The 15871-nt window shown below is 53.8% G+C and carries 14 protein-coding genes; 8 read left to right on the plus strand and 6 right to left on the minus strand.

What is annotated here, in order from left to right; all coding sequences use genetic code 11:
* Positions 1-110: 110 nt before the first annotated feature.
* A complete protein-coding gene (locus tag FHW66_RS02595) occupies positions 111-1013 on the plus strand; it encodes a dienelactone hydrolase family protein (protein ID WP_183378133.1) in 903 nt (300 codons plus the stop codon).
* Between the two features lie 24 nt (positions 1014-1037).
* Here FHW66_RS02595 and FHW66_RS02600 read toward each other — a convergent pair whose 3' ends face one another.
* Positions 1038-1418: a hypothetical protein gene (locus FHW66_RS02600; RefSeq protein WP_183378134.1), complete on the minus strand. Its 381-nt coding sequence runs from the start codon at positions 1416-1418 to the stop codon at positions 1038-1040.
* A gap of 342 nt (positions 1419-1760) precedes the next feature.
* Between FHW66_RS02600 and FHW66_RS02605 the strand changes: the two genes are divergently transcribed.
* The 4 genes from FHW66_RS02605 to FHW66_RS02620 all read left to right on the plus strand — a co-directional run bounded on the left by FHW66_RS02605 (position 1761) and on the right by FHW66_RS02620 (position 4851).
* Positions 1761-2795 carry an alginate lyase family protein gene (locus FHW66_RS02605; RefSeq protein WP_183378135.1) on the plus strand — a complete coding sequence of 345 codons (1035 nt, stop codon included), beginning with the start codon at positions 1761-1763 and terminating at the stop codon, positions 2793-2795.
* 317 nt (positions 2796-3112) lie between these two features.
* Positions 3113-3796, plus strand: a complete 684-nt coding sequence (locus tag FHW66_RS02610) for a CsgG/HfaB family protein (protein ID WP_183378136.1) — start codon at positions 3113-3115, stop codon at positions 3794-3796.
* A 17-nt stretch (positions 3797-3813) separates the two neighbouring features.
* Positions 3814-4179, plus strand: a complete 366-nt coding sequence (locus FHW66_RS02615) for a DUF4810 domain-containing protein (RefSeq protein WP_183378137.1) — start codon at positions 3814-3816, stop codon at positions 4177-4179.
* A gap of 9 nt (positions 4180-4188) precedes the next feature.
* Entirely contained in the window at positions 4189-4851 is a 663-nt protein-coding gene (locus FHW66_RS02620; RefSeq protein WP_183378138.1) for a DUF799 domain-containing protein, read from the plus strand.
* Between the two features lie 130 nt (positions 4852-4981).
* Here FHW66_RS02620 and FHW66_RS02625 read toward each other — a convergent pair whose 3' ends face one another.
* Entirely contained in the window at positions 4982-6439 is a 1458-nt protein-coding gene (locus FHW66_RS02625) for a Ppx/GppA phosphatase family protein (protein WP_183378139.1), read from the minus strand.
* A gap of 242 nt (positions 6440-6681) precedes the next feature.
* Here FHW66_RS02625 and FHW66_RS02630 point away from each other — a divergent pair, with 242 nt between their 5' ends.
* Positions 6682-7434, plus strand: coding sequence for an SAM-dependent methyltransferase (locus FHW66_RS02630; RefSeq protein WP_183378140.1), 753 nt, complete (start codon positions 6682-6684; stop codon positions 7432-7434).
* A gap of 125 nt (positions 7435-7559) precedes the next feature.
* On the opposite strand, the gene FHW66_RS02635 is transcribed toward FHW66_RS02630, so the two are convergent.
* From FHW66_RS02635 to FHW66_RS02650, 4 genes are all read right to left on the minus strand, one after another.
* Positions 7560-8612 (minus strand): S49 family peptidase, encoded by a 1053-nt coding sequence (locus FHW66_RS02635; protein ID WP_183378141.1) that lies wholly within the window; start codon positions 8610-8612, stop codon positions 7560-7562.
* Between the two features lie 67 nt (positions 8613-8679).
* Complete coding sequence (locus tag FHW66_RS02640) at positions 8680-9051, minus strand: Rieske 2Fe-2S domain-containing protein (RefSeq protein WP_183378142.1); 372 nt, start codon at positions 9049-9051, stop codon at positions 8680-8682.
* 11 nt (positions 9052-9062) lie between these two features.
* The gene (locus tag FHW66_RS02645) at positions 9063-9722 is read right to left on the minus strand and encodes an HAD-IIIA family hydrolase (RefSeq protein ID WP_183378143.1); all 660 of its coding nucleotides are present in this window, start codon (positions 9720-9722) and stop codon (positions 9063-9065) included.
* 74 nt (positions 9723-9796) lie between these two features.
* Positions 9797-10822 (minus strand): RluA family pseudouridine synthase, encoded by a 1026-nt coding sequence (locus FHW66_RS02650; RefSeq protein WP_183378144.1) that lies wholly within the window; start codon positions 10820-10822, stop codon positions 9797-9799.
* Positions 10823-11511: 689 nt separating this feature from the next.
* Here FHW66_RS02650 and FHW66_RS02655 point away from each other — a divergent pair.
* Both FHW66_RS02655 and moaA read left to right on the plus strand, forming a co-directional pair.
* Positions 11512-14526 (plus strand): Rne/Rng family ribonuclease, encoded by a 3015-nt coding sequence (locus tag FHW66_RS02655; RefSeq protein WP_183378145.1) that lies wholly within the window; start codon positions 11512-11514, stop codon positions 14524-14526.
* A 231-nt stretch (positions 14527-14757) separates the two neighbouring features.
* Positions 14758-15870: a GTP 3',8-cyclase MoaA gene (moaA, locus tag FHW66_RS02660; protein ID WP_183378146.1), complete on the plus strand. Its 1113-nt coding sequence runs from the start codon at positions 14758-14760 to the stop codon at positions 15868-15870.
* Position 15871: the final 1 nt, after the last annotated feature.

The following is a 15871-nucleotide window of genomic DNA, read 5'->3' on the forward strand; positions in this document are numbered from 1 at the left end:
TCCCGTCCACAAACATAACACGCATCAAGCCCCTCACAGGAGACTCTTGCACTCGCACGCGTCAACAGAATTGATATCATCAGCACAACGATGAAATTGGGAGCCACGTCATGGAGCAGCATCTCATCTACGGCAGGACATGCAATACCATAAGCCGAAGAAATTTTTCCTTAGCGCTCATTACTTCACTGGCGAGTCTCTACGTGCCATCAGTGATGGCCAAAAACAACGATGTCGAGGTTGATTTAAACGAAGAAACCATCAGCCTTCCGGCCCTCATCAGAGGCAAAGTCTATCAGCTCGAAACCACCCTCTTTCGGCCCGATACAACGAACCGGCATCCATTGGTCGTCATTAACCATGGCACCAGCGAGAACACCGACAAAAACAGGGAACGCGCCAGATTTATATCGGCTAGCCGCGCATTGGTCGGGCAAGGATTCGCCGTCGCAGTGCCGATGCGGCGTGGCTATGGAAATTCCGAGGGTGGCCAGGTCAGGCTGGAAGGTGCCGATTTAACAGACTACGGACTGGAGAACGCTCTCGATATTCATGGCGCCATTTCCTATCTGAAGAGTCAGGACTATGTCGATCCACAGCGCATGGTGGTGATTGGTCAATCCACTGGCGGACTTTCCACCATGGCCTATCTGAGCATGGCAGATCAGGGCGTGCTGGGTGGACTCAATTTTCACGGCGGGGTGAGGCCGCATAATCTGAACAGCGACCCCAAGCTCGATGCACGGATTACTGCCTTCACCACCTACGCAAAATCTACGCGTATACCTTCGATGTGGTTTTACACAGAGAATGATCACTCCAGTCACCCCGAGTTTATCGTACGCCTGCACGATGCCTATCAACAAGCTGGCGGCAACGCCACTCTGGTGCAGCTTCCGGCATTTGGCGAAGATGGGCATTACCTGTTCAGTCGCGAAGAAGGCCTGGGTATATGGTGGCCGAAGGCATCGACATTTTTATCCGCACTGATAGGTACACCAAACCAGGTTTGAGCAACCTGAGCTTCAACGTGGTTTTTATACCAGCACAGAAATGACCGCACCCACCGTCACTGCGGTGGCGATCCAGCGACCGTAATCGTAGCCATCTGTTGGCTTGCTTTGGCTATCTGGTTGAGGACGATCCAGACGAAAACATCCGTAGACAAACGATTTTGCAAGAGAGGGCTGATCATTGTCATCCACGCTGTCGTCAGAATGATCCTCAGTCGCTGAGCCTACATCATTTTGCTGCGCACGCAAGGCGGCTGAGCTAATCGTCACCCGGTCCGAAGCAGACTCGGGCTTCTGGGACGATTGTGCCAGTTGAGTAGAATCAACATCTGATCTGACACTGATGGCACCTCCACGACTAGCCAGTCCGGCAGATGTTGATTGAGTTGCATCACCAATTTGCATTCGTTCCCCGCGTTGTTCAACATGCATACGCATACTTGGTATTTATCGACAGAGTTGAGCGACTCTTTAAGAAGGCAACAGCATGTACGTCCTCTCAACACTTGTTCAAGTAACAATGAAGGAGTATTGATCGGAGGTATCAAAGAGCTGTAAAACCTCCTCCACACTGGAATGGCGGCGAACGATCAATATCCCCGCCACAATCGAGTCAAAAGCGTTGATGAAAAAATTGATCCAGTTTTACAATGCCGGTAACGCAGAAAACAGGATTGGCCGCGCCGCCTTTTCGATCGGCAATATGACGGCGAACAGCTGCCATTTACACTTCCAAAAAACAGAAAAATGAAGTCAATTGCCATCCACACCGTGATGACTCTACTGTCCCTGAGCTACAGCGCCACCAGCTCGGCAGGCATTTCCTGGTGCGAATCAGGGGCCAGCAACAATCTAAGCGCACTGCGCAATGAGGTCAGACAAAAATTGCTACCTGAATCGCGCGCTATCGAGCGCGTGCATACGGAAGGCACCTTGCCACATCAGGGCATCTGGGATCAGAGTGTGGAAGCAGAAAAAGACTGGCCTGTCATGCGCGACCTGGCGTTGCTGTGGCGACAACAGCATCAGAGTGAAGATCTGAATACTCTTTCGCGCCTACTCTCGGACTGGGGAACGCGCTATCAACCAAGTTTCAATCCGATCGACGAAACCAATCTGGATGCCTACATTGATGCGTATGCGATCAGTCGCGATGATTTGAGCCCCACCGTACGCAAGACGGCAGAACAATTCATCCGCGCGCTTGGCGAAGGCTATCTTACGCGCATGGAGCGGGACTTCAGGCTCAGTGATGGACGCTGGATCAATAACTGGAATTCACATCGTGTGAAACTGGCGACCCTGGCAGCGGCAGCATTGAGCGATGACAGCATGTGGAGGCGTGCACGAACGCAATATCAAGCTCACCTCAATCGCAATCTGTACGCCGATGGTACGACCGTCGACTTTGAAGAGCGCGACGCATTGCACTATGTGGTGTATGACCTTGAGCCTTTGGCAAGAGCCGCGTTAGCGGCGCGCCTGCGCAACGAAGATTGGCTTGATATGAAAAACGGACAACGAGCAAGTCTGGAGGATGCACTCGATTGGCTGGCTCCTTACGCAAGCGGTGAAAAAATACACGAAGAGTTCGTCCATTCGCGCGTCAGATTTGATTACCAGCGACGCGATGCCGGCCTGCCAGGTTACGCAGGAATCTGGGATAAACAGCTCGCATCTAATCTTTACGCCATGGCAGCACGACTCAATCCAAAATACCTCCAGCTTTCCAGTCAATTACAGCCGCTTAGAGGCTGGATGGCAGCTTGCTGGAGCAAGTAGCCCCCTCTATCCACACGCACCTGTGCAACATCACCGGAGGGCAATCACACAGCTCTCGCCTTTACATTTACCTCCTACCGATCCTACGAGAAATTGATAAAAGCTTGCAAAAACAGGCAATCATCACAAAAAATATACCGAGAAGTATGCAAAATAATATTAAAGAGTTTTAAGCTCCTTCGAAATCTCAAGTTACAATTGCCAGCCAAAAATTTACAAATACCACTGAGCAACAGGTTCTGCGTGACTAACAGATACAGCCGAAATATCAGTGACCAGCGCCAGATATCCCATTCATCGCACATCAAGAGGTCTGCATGTTAAAGAAAGTAGCATCCACTGCGGTCATCATTGCCGCTATTACCGTTCTCACTGCGTGCGTAACGGAAGAACAATCACGTGTCATTCCTGCCACACAAACTGCGGCAAGCATGAGTGCCAGTACCTATCAGGGTCCGCGCAGCGCGATCGCCGTCGGTAAGTTTGACAATCGCTCCAGCTTCATGCGCGGCTTGTTCAGTGACGGCGTTGATCGTCTCGGTAGCCAGGCCAAGACCATTTTGCTGACCCACTTGCAGCAAACCGGTCGCTTTGATGTACTTGACCGCGACAACATGGCTGAAATCAGTCAGGAAGCAAAAATCAACAACCAGGCCCAAACCCTCAAAGGTGCCAACTTTGTGATTACCGGTGATGTCACCGAATTTGGTCGCAAGGAAGTCGGCGATCAGCAACTGTTTGGTCTGTTGGGTCGCGGTAAATCGCAAGTCGCCTATGCCAAGGTCAATCTCAATATTGTCAATGTCGCCACCTCACAGGTTGTCTATTCGGTGCAAGGTGCCGGTGAATACAGTCTTTCCAATCGCGAAATCATTGGCTTTGGCAGCACCGCCAGCTATGACTCGACACTCAATGGCAAGGTTCTGGATCTGGCGATTCGTGAGGCGGTCAACAATCTGGCCATGGGTATTGATTCTGGCGCATGGCGTCCGACCAAGTAAGAACAGGATCATTGACCATGACATTTTTTTTACGCAGCCGCGCTGCATTAGTGACGGCGCTCCCGCTGCTGGCCTTGACAGCTTGCGCCAATCACCAGCCCACGCTGTATGGCTGGGGTAATTACCAGCAAGAGGTATATCAATACTTCAAATCGGACGCCAGCAAAAGCCCGGAAGAACAGATTCTGGCAATGCAGGAATCTGCGCAAAAAGTCAGTGCCGCTGGGCAGAAACTACCCCCAGGATTTCACGCACATCTTGGCCTGTTGTATGCCTCCACTGGTAAGGAAGATCTGGCCGTTGCTGAACTCGAAAATGAAAAAACGCTGTTCCCCGAGTCGGCTGGGTATATGGATTTCCTGCTACGTAAATACAAGAAATAAAGGCATCACATGACAATTTCGATTTTCCGTTCAAGCGCTATCGCGTTGCTGCTGGCACTATTGGCCACAGGCTGCGCCACACAAAAAGCGTATGACTACTCGGCATTCAAGGCCAGCAAACCACGTTCCATTCTGGTCCTGCCACCAGTGAACAGCTCACCAGATGTCGCTGCCACTTATGGGATGTTCTCGCAAGTCAGCTACCCGCTGGCTGAGTCAGGTTATTACGTTCTGCCTGTCACACTGGTGGATGAAACCTTCAAGCAGAATGGCCTGACAACCCCGGCAGATATCCAGAATGTGCCACCAGCCAAGCTGCGTGAAATCTTCAATGCCGATGCTGGCTTGTATATCGATGTCAAGAAATATGGTTCGGTCTATCAGGTTGTCGACAGCGTGACAACCGTCACTGCCGAAGCCAAGCTGATTGACCTGAAGACGGGCACTCTGTTGTGGCAAGGCTCTGCAACCGCATCCAGTAACGAGCAGAACAACAGCAATTCGGGCGGCCTGGTTGGTCTTCTGGTGACTGCGATTGTCAAACAGATTGTGGCGAGTACCACTGAGTCCGGCTACAAAATGGCAGGTGTTACGAGTAACCGACTGCTGACAGCGGGGCGACCAAATGGCCTGCTGTATGGCCCGCACTCTCCGAAGTACGGCAGCGATTGAAGCCTGTTGAGTAGCATGCCTTTGATCAGGTCAAAGGCTGATCGGCTTGATGAGTCACAAAAAAGGGACAAGGATGATGATCCTTGCCCCTTTTTTATTGTTAGCTCAGTGAGCGACAACTACCAAAATCTCAGGCATTGACACGAATCGAGAAATCTACGCCGACACCGCTCCACCACTCCTGCTCTTTTTGCATCCAGTAAGATACCGTCGGATAGTCACGCAACCAGTCGCGCTTGATTTCCAGCTCAATACGATTTTTCATTTTCAGGCGAATGTCGGTCAGGTCGAGCGTAATGTGAGAATGCATGAATACGACCGCCAGCCGCAAAGCGAGTACCGCCTTGGCGAAGTCCACATCAGACAATACTTCACCTATTTTGCGCAGGTTCCCCTTCTGACCCAGAATCAGAGTGCTCATCACACGTTGCTCACGCGTCGTAAAACCGGGCAGGTCTGCATTCGCAATCAGATAGGCCGAATGTTTGTGGTAGCCACTATGCGATACCACCAGACCGGCCTCATGCAGCAGTGCACTCCAGTTGAGGTACTTGGCGTACAACTCGTTGATCGGCTTGAGCATGCCAAAAAACGCCAGTGCGGTATCTGCCACCTGACGTGCACGCAAGGTATCAATGTGAAAGCGACGACTGAAATCCTCTACCGATTGCTCGCGACGGTCTCGTTGTGTCGCACGCAACTGCAAATCCCACATCACGCCCATGCGCAAACCGGCTTCGACCGGGATAACGGTGGTGATGCTGAACTCCTGCATCAACCCGATCAGCACGGCAAGGCCTCCCATGATGACGGCAGTACGCTCCGGCTTCAAGCCAGCCAAGGTAATCTGGCTAACATGGCCAAACGCAATCAGGCGTTGCTTGAGTGCTTCCACGCTGACCGCAGTGACTCGGCCATCACCAAGACCATTCTTGGCGATCACATCGGCAATCGCCCTGACTGTGCCGGATGAACCGTACACCCGGGTGCGCTGACGGCCACCAAACTGCTCCACCGCATCTTCCACATGGGAGCGGGCGGACAAAATGGCACGCTCGAACGCAGCCGCATCGATCATGCCATCCGAAAAAAACGCCAGACTCTGATTGACATTACCGATACTGAATGACTCGACGAACTTGATCTCACCACCGCGCCCCAGGATCACTTCCGTCGAACCACCGCCGATATCGATCACCAGACGCTCTTCGTCGGGCAAGGCAAGTGAACCGGCGACCCCCATGTAAATCAGACGCCCTTCTTCCTCACCGGAAATGATTTCGATCGGGTAGCCAATCGCTCTTTCAGCAAGCGGTAGTAATTCCTGTGCATTCTTGGCCACGCGCAAGGTATTGGTCGCGACAACTCTGACGGCATCGAGCTGGTAATCGCGCAATACCGTCCGAAACCGTGCCAGCGAGTCAACCGCGCTAGTGATTGCCTGTGGCGTCAGATTGCCGTCACGATCCAGTCCGGCAGCCAGACGAATCGGATCACGCGCGCTCTTGACGATACGGATGGCCTCGCCATCGTACCTGCCAATATGCAATCGAAAACTATTGGATCCGAGATCTACAGCAGCAAACATGCATTGCCTTTCAAGCAGGGAAGAAACGAGCGGAAATTATTTATCAATTTTACGGATGAACTCAGCCACACAATAGTGGCTTAGCATGACAGTTTGATGACACCTGCGCTAGCGCTGTACGATCTGCACATCAGCCAGTATCGATTCAGCATCGGTGTCATGGCTTGAAGCCAACATTCATGCTCGCAGTCGGCCATGAAATCAGGTCTAATATCACCAGCCTCTATTTTAACGATTTCAACATGCCAGGTATTCTTTATCTCGTTCCCAACACGCTCGGCTCTGCCGATACAGTCACCGCTGCCAGCCTGGCGTCCATATTGCCAGAGGAAGTACAGGCATTGACTGCACGGCTAGGTTACTTCATCGCGGAAAATGCGAAGACGACGCGCGCCTTTCTCAAGCTGATCAATGCCAACCATACATTGAGTTCGCCACTGCAAGGCATCAACATTGCCGAACTCAACGTCAATACCCCAGCGACGGCATTGCCGGCCTTGCTGGCACCAATACAGGAAGGACAGGATGCCGGATTGATCTCCGAGGCGGGTGTTCCGGCGGTGGCCGATCCCGGCGCCAACCTAGTACGTCTGGCGCATGAGCGAGGCATTCAGGTGCGCCCGCTGGTAGGACCGTCTTCATTGCTGCTGGCCGTCATGAGTAGCGGCCTCAATGGCCAAAGCTTTGCCTTCAACGGTTATCTCCCCACTGATCCAGGTCAGCGCAGCAAACGCATCAAGCAACTGGAGGAGCGCTCACGTCAGGAAAAACAAACCCAGTTACTGATAGAAACACCGTATCGCAATGCCGCCATGCTGGAAGCATTGGCAAATCATTGTCATGGCAACACCTTGATCAGCGTGGCAACCGATCTGACACTGGCTAGCGAATTGATCACCACACAAACGGCCGGACGATGGAAAACGCACATCGCAGCCGGCAAGGTGCCTGAGTTTCACAAGAAGCCAACGGTGTTCTTGCTACTGGCGGAATAAGACTGTCCCAATTAAAAGCCGCGGTATCAGGAGACTCCTGATACCGCGGCTTTCTTTTACGCAAGAGATAGTCATGTACGATTGTTTTACGCACAAAAACACTCGCCTCAACAATGCCTTCTGATTTAGCGCAAGGAGACAATCCCACTGTTGAGCAGGGATTGCGTTACGCCAGTGCCCATCGCGACGCCGAATTTTTTCAACACACGCTCAGGCAAACCCTCTGTCTGAGTGTAATCCACCAGATCTTCTGCCTTGAGCACGTCACGTGCGACGCTATCGACCGTGCCGTAGTCATCGGCCAGCCCCATCTCAATTGCCTTGGAACCAGTCCAGAACAGCCCCGAGAAGGTATCAGGCGTTTCCTTCAGACGCTGCCCGCGGCCGCGGCGCACAACATCAATGAACTGTTGATGAATTTCGTTGAGCATCTGTTGTGCATATTCTTTCTGTTTGGGGTTCTGGGCGCTAAACGGATCGAGGAAACCCTTGTTCTCGCCAGCGGTCAGCAAACGACGCTCAACCCCTACTTTTTCCATCAATCCGGTGAACCCAAAACCATCCATGAGCACGCCGATTGAGCCCACAATACTGGCCTTGTTGACATAAATCTTGTCCGCAGCAGCGGCGATGTAATAACCACCGGACGCGCACATTTCCTCGACCACGACATACAGTGGCTTTTTCGGATACGCCTTGCGCAAACGCACGATCTCGTCATTGATCATGCCGGCCTGTACCGGGCTGCCACCAGGGCTGTTGATCTTGAGAATCACACCGACCGAATCATCAGCCGCAAATGCCTTATCCAGTGCCGGAATAACGGCAGCAGCCGAGCCACGACCTTCTGCTTCGATGGTTCCACTGATTTCAACCAGCGCAGTATGCGTACCAACAGGGTCACTGTCAGACCAGTTGTAATTGAACGCAGTCCAGATGACGAACACGAACACCGCTAATCCCGCGATCTTGAAAAAATTGCTCCAGCGACGCCGCGCACGTTGCTCCCTGACCGCAAACAAGGCCAACTTCTCGAGCACATCGCGCTCCCAACCACCTTTATTATCGGCGCCACTGGCTGCACCACCATTGGTTGAGCCAGCCGCAGCAGTCGAGGATGACGATGCAGCCGGATTCACGGGTTGCGATTCCGAATTTTCAATGTCGTTGTTACTCATATTGTCACTCAGGTCTGCAGCATCCACAGTGCGCACCCGCACTGCTGCTACCGGGTTCCCGCATGGCTTATGCCAAAGCAGGCCTTACATAATCGTCAGGTGACCAATAAATCTGGCCATCCTGCTCACATACCGAAATCTTGCGCAAACGAGCACCGGTACAGGGCCCACCCTCGCATTTGCCTGTGGTCGGCGCATACACTGCGCCATGTGTGGCACACATCAGATACAGTCCGCTGGATTCGAAGAACTGCCCTTCTTCCCAGTCCAGCGCGATTGGCACATGGGCACAGCGGTTGAGATAGCCATACACAATACCTGCATAGCGCACCACAAAGCCACTTGCGTCGCTGCCATGTACCGAGACCGGAAAACGCCGACCCTTGCCGCTGTCAACGATTTCAACCGAGGAGCAAACAGGAATGAGAAGCTCATCCATGAACTGATTTCCTATGCGTTGTCATTGATCCATTGATGCAATACCCCGATTGAGCTGGCGCAAAACAAGGGGTTGAGCGCGCGCAACTGCTCCACCGGGTGCGCGCCGAATTCTACCGCAACTCCACTGGCACCCGCGTTGATTGCCATTTGCAGATCATGCGTCGTGTCACCAATCATCAAGGTGCGTTGCATCTCTTGCCCAAGTTCACGTGTGAGCTCCTGTAGCATGGCTGGATGCGGCTTGGAAAATGTTTCATCTGCGCAACGCGTCGCATCGAAGACCGACAGTAACTTGGTGGTGTTGAGGGCCCGATTGAGTCCTACGCGACTTTTACCAGTCGCAACAGCCAAAAAATAGCCCTGCTGCGACAGGTCATCAAGCATTTCACGGACACCGTCGAACAGGCTCAGATCCTGATCCTGACCTAAATAATGATGGCGATAACGCTCAACAATACGCGGATAGTATTTGGGATCGACATCCGGAATGGCTGCCTGCATGGCGTCTTGCAAACCTAGTCCGATTACATAGGATGCAGCACTTTTATCGGGAATCGGTAAGCCAAGATCCCGTGCGGCCGCCTGTATACAACGAACGATTGTCGACGTACTGTCCATCAAGGTGCCGTCCCAATCGAAAACGATCAAATCAAATTGTTTTCTTGCCATATTAAGTTGTCGATGCGGTGGTATTGATGCGGTTCACAAAATGCCTGTTTAACAAAATACAGTGGCGCCAGATATTAACCCGCCGCAACGTTCCCAGCCAGACTATCAAGAAAACGCTGACAATCGGATGGCAAGTCTGCTTTGAGCGTGACGTGCTTGCCGCTGTCAGGATGCGCAAAAGTGATCTGATACGCATGCAAAAACATCCGTTTGAACGCGATACGCTGACCATCTGCCTTTTGCAAGGCTTTGTTGAGTCCGAAGTCGCCGTACTTGTCGTCACCGACAATCGGAAATCCACTGGCGGACAAGTGGACACGAATTTGATGGGTACGTCCGGTCTTGAGCTCTGCTTCAAGTAACGCAAATTCGCCATACCGCCGGATCAGTGAGAATATGGTGTGCGCCGACTGGCCATCTTCCTGCACTCTGACGCGCCGCTCGCCATCGGCGGTACTATATTTGTGCAGCGGCAACTTGATATGCTGCCGGGCATTTTTCCAGTCACCCTGTACCAGGGTCAGGTAGCGCTTGTCGGTATCGCCATCACGCATCTGTTCGTGAAGATTGGTCAGCGCAGAACGTTTCTTTGCGAGCAACAAAATCCCGGAAGTATCACGATCAAGCCGATGCACCAGTTCCAGAAACTTGGCATCAGGACGCGATGCCCGTAACTGCTCGATCACACCATAACTCACGCCGGATCCACCATGCACTGCGACGCCCGCAGGCTTGTCAATGACCAGCAAATGATTGTCTTCGAGCAAGATCCTGAATTCGGCACCAGGAACGATCGCCGTGCTTGTCTTTTCAGCAATGCGAATCGGCGGCACACGCACGATATCGCCATCCTCCAGACGATAGGTCTGATCAATACGGCCTTTGTTGACCCGCACTTCACCGGACCGCAAGACCCGGTAAATATGGCTTTTGGGAACGCCCTTGCAGACGCGCAAGAGGAAATTATCGATACGCTGACCCGCTTCTTCTTCCGAAATCGTGAGCAGCTGGACTTGGGGGGAAGCCGCTGCCGATCCGGATGACGCTGGTGTCTCGGGCTTTTGAGGCGTGTTCCCAGAAAATCTCGCTAAGTCCTTCATTTTGAATATATAATCGCTCGACGCTGGTCATAAAACCGGTGTCAGTGTAAGAATTAAAAAGACCATTCTACACAGAGGTGTCCGCGTCAGCCTCGCTAATTTGCAAATATGACAGGAGGGAACCACGAAAAATCGCAGCATGCGGCGCCAAGTTTTGGGCGGCGAGCTTCGCACATTCTGCGAAAGCCAGTCGACATGACAATGCGCAGCGCGGATTTGACGGTTCCTTGAAACGTGTACGCAGCTCCCCTGCGCGAGTCCAGTTTGCACCGCAGTTGCAATCGGATAACGCACTTGGAGGTTGAACGAATAGTTTGGATTATTAAGGATAAAGTCTGGCCAGACCTGTCATTGCAGTTTTGCAGAAGACAGTGCTTGCCGGTTGATGTTTTGAACCCGATTTGCCGATTTGCCAACCCTTAGAAGAATGCTCAGTTTGGCTAACATTGATGGCTTACCGTCCACAGCCGCCGAGACCGCACCATGCGGAACGGCACGCGTGGATACGGAGCTGCTCGGCAGTCCGGTGCACCACATCCGCGCCCCGTTGTGCTTGAGCGCTATCAGTACGCGCTCCACACATTAAGGCAATTCCCTCCCCCAATCGCTTCGTTCTCGCGTACATCCCTGTACTTTTGATGCCGCTCTCACGGCATCATCAAAGCGGCCTTAGTGCCACGGAGTGAAACATGAAACGTATGTTATTCAATGCTACGCAGCAGGAAGAATTGCGCGTAGCCATCGTTGACGGTCAAAAACTGATCGATATCGATATTGAAGCCACCGGACGCGAACAGCGTAAATCCAATATTTACAAAGGCGTCATTACCCGCATCGAACCCTCGCTGGAAGCCTGCTTCGTCAATTACGGCGAAGAGCGTCATGGCTTCCTGCCGTTCAAGGAAGTAGCACGTACCTACTTCAAGGAAGGCATCGATGTCCGCAACGCCTCGATCAAGGAAGCGCTGCGCGAAGGCCAGGAAATCATCGTCCAGGTCGAAAAGGAAGAACGCGGCAACAAGGGCGCTGCCCTGACCTCGTTCATCTCGCTGGCTGGTCGTTATCTGGTATTGATGCCGAATAACCCTCGCGGTGGCGGCGTATCGCGTCGCGTCGAAGGTGAAGACCGTCAGGAACTGCGCGAAACCATGGATAAGCTGGACCTGCCAACCGGCATGTCCGTCATTGCCCGCACCGCCGGTATCGGTCGCAACGTCGACGAACTGCAATGGGACTTGAACTACCTGATGCAACTGTGGCGCGCCATTGATGGTGCCGGTCAGTCTGGCTCAGGCGCCTTCCTGATTTATCAGGAATCCTCGCTGGTGATCCGCGCCATTCGCGATTACTTCCAGCCCGATATCGGCGAAATCCTGATCGATACCGACGACATTCACGAGCAAGCCCAGCAGTTCATGGCGCATGTCATGCCGGACATGGTTCACCGCGTCAAGCGCTACCGCGACGATGTCCCCCTGTTTTCGCGCTTCCAGATCGAACACCAGATCGAAACAGCCTATTCGCGTACCGTGCCCCTGCCTTCCGGCGGCGCTATCGTGATTGACCATACCGAAGCGCTGGTTTCGGTCGACGTCAACTCGGCACGGGCAACCCGTGGTAGCGATATCGAAACCACAGCGTTCTACACCAATCTCGAAGCCGCCGATGAAGTCGCCCGCCAATTGCGCCTGCGCGATCTGGGTGGTCTGATCGTGATCGACTTCATCGACATGGAAAACGCCAAGAACCAGCGTGAAGTCGAATCGCGTCTCAAGGATGCGCTGCACCATGACCGTGCCCGTGTACAAATGGGCAAGATTTCGCGCTTTGGCCTGATGGAACTGTCACGTCAACGTCTGCGTCCATCGCTGTCCGAAGGCAGCCATGTGACTTGCCCACGTTGCAATGGCACAGGTCACATCCGCGATACCGAATCGTCAGCATTGCAAGTCCTGCGCATCATCCAGGAAGAGGCAATGAAGGAAAACTCGGCCGCCATCCACGTGCAGGCACCGGTCGATGTGGCCGCCTTCCTGCTCAACGAAAAGCGCGGCGAAATCCTGAAGATCGAAACGCGTCATCGCGTCACGATCATCATGATCCCGAACAAGCACCTGGAAACACCGCACTACAAGCTCGAGCGCATCAAGCATGATGATCCGCGCCTGGATGATACTCAGGCCAGCTACACCATGGCAGAGCAGGCAGAAACTGACATCAGCTACAGCAAGCGCCACAAGGAAGAAGTCAAGCCACGTCAGGAAGCGGTCGTCAAGGGTATTACCCCTGACCAGCCAGCGCCTATCGTGGAACGCAAAGTCGCTGCAGAGCCGGTACCAACACTGGCACCAGAAGCTGGTCTGCTGGGCAAGATCTGGAGTTTCTTCCGCAAAAAACCGGTGGAACCCGTCGTGGTTGCTGCTCCGGTAGAAGCCAAGGGTCCACAAAAACGTGACCCGGCAGATCGCAACAACCGTAATCGCAATGGCCGCAACCGCAATGGCGGTGGCAATGGTCGCGGCCGCAATGAGCGTGAAGAACGCGATGGCACGGCGCAACAGGCAAACGGTGGCCGTGAAGACGGTAACAAGCAGGAAGTCGAAGCCAAACAGCCACGTCAGCCACGCCAACCGCGTGAAGCACGTGAGCCACGCGAAGATCGTAATGAAGCACGTGAGCCACGCGAGGCCAAGGAAGTGCGCGAGCCACGCCCACCGCGTGAACCACGCGAGCCACGTCAGCCACGCCCTCCACGTGAAGAGCGCAAGGAGCAAGTCAAAGCTGAAGAGCAATTGCCTCTGGACGCAGTAGCAGTGCCACTCAATATCGAAGGCACTGAGGCCGCACAAGTAACAGGCAATCAGGTAGACGGTGCGGAAGACGGTGCAGAACCACGTCGTCGTCGTCGCCGCGGTGGTCGTAATCGTAATCGCCGTGATCGTGACGGCGCCGAAAACCCGAACGCACAATCAGCGGATGCGGCCGAAGGCGAAGTCAGTGGCAGCGAGGCACCTGCCGAGCACAATGAAGCGACAGAGTCTATTGCCGCAGCAGCAACAGTTGTTGCCGTTACTACTGAAGTACAGGCAGCAGCGGTCACTGCCCCCGTGGTAGCTGCAGTAGCAACCGCAGTGGAAGCGCCTGTTGTAGCCGCACCTGAAGTTGCAGTTACGCCGGTTGCATCCGTTGCTGTGAGTGCTCCGGCAGCGCCAGTAGCTCCAGTAGCGCCGGCTCAAGAGCAAATCAGCCTGTTGCCAGAAGCAGCGCCTGTTGCAGAGGCTGCCATCCCGGTGCCAGCCCCTGTTGCTGCGCCAGCAGTGGTAGCTGAGGCCCCATTAGCACAGCCAGCTGTTGAAGCTGTAGTGCCAGTGACGGCAACTGAAACCCCAGCCGTCGCTGCCGCAGCAGTAGCAACACCTATGGAAGCACCAGCAGTACCGGTGGCGGCTCCAGTCGCGGCGCAAGCAGGAACACCAGCAGCAGCGCCTGCAGATGTACCAAAAGCTGCCAGCAAGATGGCGGCAGATCTTGATGCGGTATTGGCGGCGGCCGGCCTGGTTCTGGCCAACACCGATCCTAGCAAGCTGCGTGCTGCGCAGGAAGCCGCTGCTCAGATCGTCGTGCCAGCACGCGTGCCACGTGAACGCAAGCCATTGCCGCCACAATCGAACGAGCCGCTGGTACAGGTCGAGACACGGCGCTAAAACTTGAACTGGTAGCAAGTACCTTGCTGTACTGACATAAAAAAGGGAGTGAAAACTCCCTTTTTTATCGTCTGAGCACTAGCAAGCAATGACAACAATTCCACGCGCTCGAATGTGCAGATGCAGCATGAGCACAGACCAGATTGATGCCGTTGTCAGCTTGCTGTATCCGGCTCGCACAAAGCACTCTGTGCTCTGCCCAATAGCCTGCATCATGCTATCTTTACGTGTATGAACCAGCGCATTATTCCGATCGTCGATATCCGCCCGCAAATCAGCATGGTGAATATTCCCTCTGATCTGCAGGCACCTAGTGGCTTGCTGACCGACGCGTTGGCGCGTCCGCTACAGGATTTGCGTATCTCAGTGACAGATCGCTGCAATTTTCGCTGTGTCTACTGCATGCCCAAGGAGGTGTTCGACAAGGATTACCAGTTCCTGCCGCATTCCTCGCTACTCTCCTTCGAAGAAATCACACGGCTTGCCAAGTTGTTTGTGGCACACGGCGTACGCAAGATACGCCTGACTGGCGGAGAACCGCTGTTACGCAAGCATCTGGAAAGACTGGTCCGCATGCTCAGTGAAATTCGTACCGTCGATGGCAACGAGATCGATCTGACGCTCACCACCAATGGCACGCTGCTGGCGCAAAAGGCGCAGATGCTCAAGGATGCCGGACTCAAGCGGGTTACCGTCTCGCTGGATGCGCTTGACGAAGCCAATTTCAAACGCATGAATGATGTTGATGTCAGCGTGGCGCAAGTACTGCGCGGGCTGGAGGTCGCGGATAAGGTTGGCCTCGGTCCAATCAAGATCAACATGGTGGTCAAAAAAGGCGTCAATGATCAGGAAATCCTGCCCATGGCACGCTATTTCAAAAATTCGCCGTTTATCCTGCGCTTCATTGAATACATGGATGTCGGGAGTTCCAACGGCTGGAGCATGGATGAAGTCCTGCCGTCGAGCGATGTGATCAGCCGCATCAACGCAGAAATGCCCCTGGCACCGATCGATGCCAACTATGCCGGTGAAACGGCACAGCGCTGGCGCTATCTGGATGGCGGCGGTGAAGTTGGTGTCATTTCCAGTGTGACACAGGCATTCTGTCAGGACTGTACGCGTGCACGCCTGTCGACTGAAGGGAAAATCTATTCCTGCCTCTTTGCCTCAACTGGCCATGATTTGCGTGCGCTGTTGCGCAGCGATAGCACCGATGCACACATCGCCAGCGCCATTGCCGCAATCTGGGGTCAACGCGGTGACCGCTACTCGGAACTGCGCAGTCAGTTTCAGGCGCCAGCTACTGTGCCGCGCAAGGTAGAAATGTCATATATCGGCGGCTGAT

This window comes from Herbaspirillum sp. Sphag64 (assembly GCF_014192645.1).
In the GTDB taxonomy this organism is placed as follows: Bacteria; Pseudomonadota; Gammaproteobacteria; order Burkholderiales; family Burkholderiaceae_D; genus Herbaspirillum.

What these genes read in the sequence shown, in the direction of transcription:
- FHW66_RS02595 (WP_183378133.1), top strand. Translation starts at nt 111, where the DNA reads ATGGAGCAGCATCTCATCTACGGCAGGACATGCAATACCATAAGCCGA.
- FHW66_RS02635 (WP_183378141.1), bottom strand. Translation starts at nt 8,612, where the DNA reads ATGAGTAACAACGACATTGAAAATTCGGAATCGCAACCCGTGAATCCG.
- FHW66_RS02600 (WP_183378134.1), bottom strand. Translation starts at nt 1,418, where the DNA reads ATGCAAATTGGTGATGCAACTCAATCAACATCTGCCGGACTGGCTAGT.
- FHW66_RS02605 (WP_183378135.1), top strand. Translation starts at nt 1,761, where the DNA reads ATGAAGTCAATTGCCATCCACACCGTGATGACTCTACTGTCCCTGAGC.
- FHW66_RS02620 (WP_183378138.1), top strand. Translation starts at nt 4,189, where the DNA reads ATGACAATTTCGATTTTCCGTTCAAGCGCTATCGCGTTGCTGCTGGCA.
- moaA (WP_183378146.1), top strand. Translation starts at nt 14,758, where the DNA reads ATGAACCAGCGCATTATTCCGATCGTCGATATCCGCCCGCAAATCAGC.
- FHW66_RS02630 (WP_183378140.1), top strand. Translation starts at nt 6,682, where the DNA reads ATGCCAGGTATTCTTTATCTCGTTCCCAACACGCTCGGCTCTGCCGAT.
- FHW66_RS02610 (WP_183378136.1), top strand. Translation starts at nt 3,113, where the DNA reads ATGTTAAAGAAAGTAGCATCCACTGCGGTCATCATTGCCGCTATTACC.
- FHW66_RS02655 (WP_183378145.1), top strand. Translation starts at nt 11,512, where the DNA reads ATGAAACGTATGTTATTCAATGCTACGCAGCAGGAAGAATTGCGCGTA.
- FHW66_RS02645 (WP_183378143.1), bottom strand. Translation starts at nt 9,722, where the DNA reads ATGGCAAGAAAACAATTTGATTTGATCGTTTTCGATTGGGACGGCACC.
- FHW66_RS02625 (WP_183378139.1), bottom strand. Translation starts at nt 6,439, where the DNA reads ATGTTTGCTGCTGTAGATCTCGGATCCAATAGTTTTCGATTGCATATT.
- FHW66_RS02640 (WP_183378142.1), bottom strand. Translation starts at nt 9,051, where the DNA reads ATGGATGAGCTTCTCATTCCTGTTTGCTCCTCGGTTGAAATCGTTGAC.
- FHW66_RS02650 (WP_183378144.1), bottom strand. Translation starts at nt 10,822, where the DNA reads ATGAAGGACTTAGCGAGATTTTCTGGGAACACGCCTCAAAAGCCCGAG.
- FHW66_RS02615 (WP_183378137.1), top strand. Translation starts at nt 3,814, where the DNA reads ATGACATTTTTTTTACGCAGCCGCGCTGCATTAGTGACGGCGCTCCCG.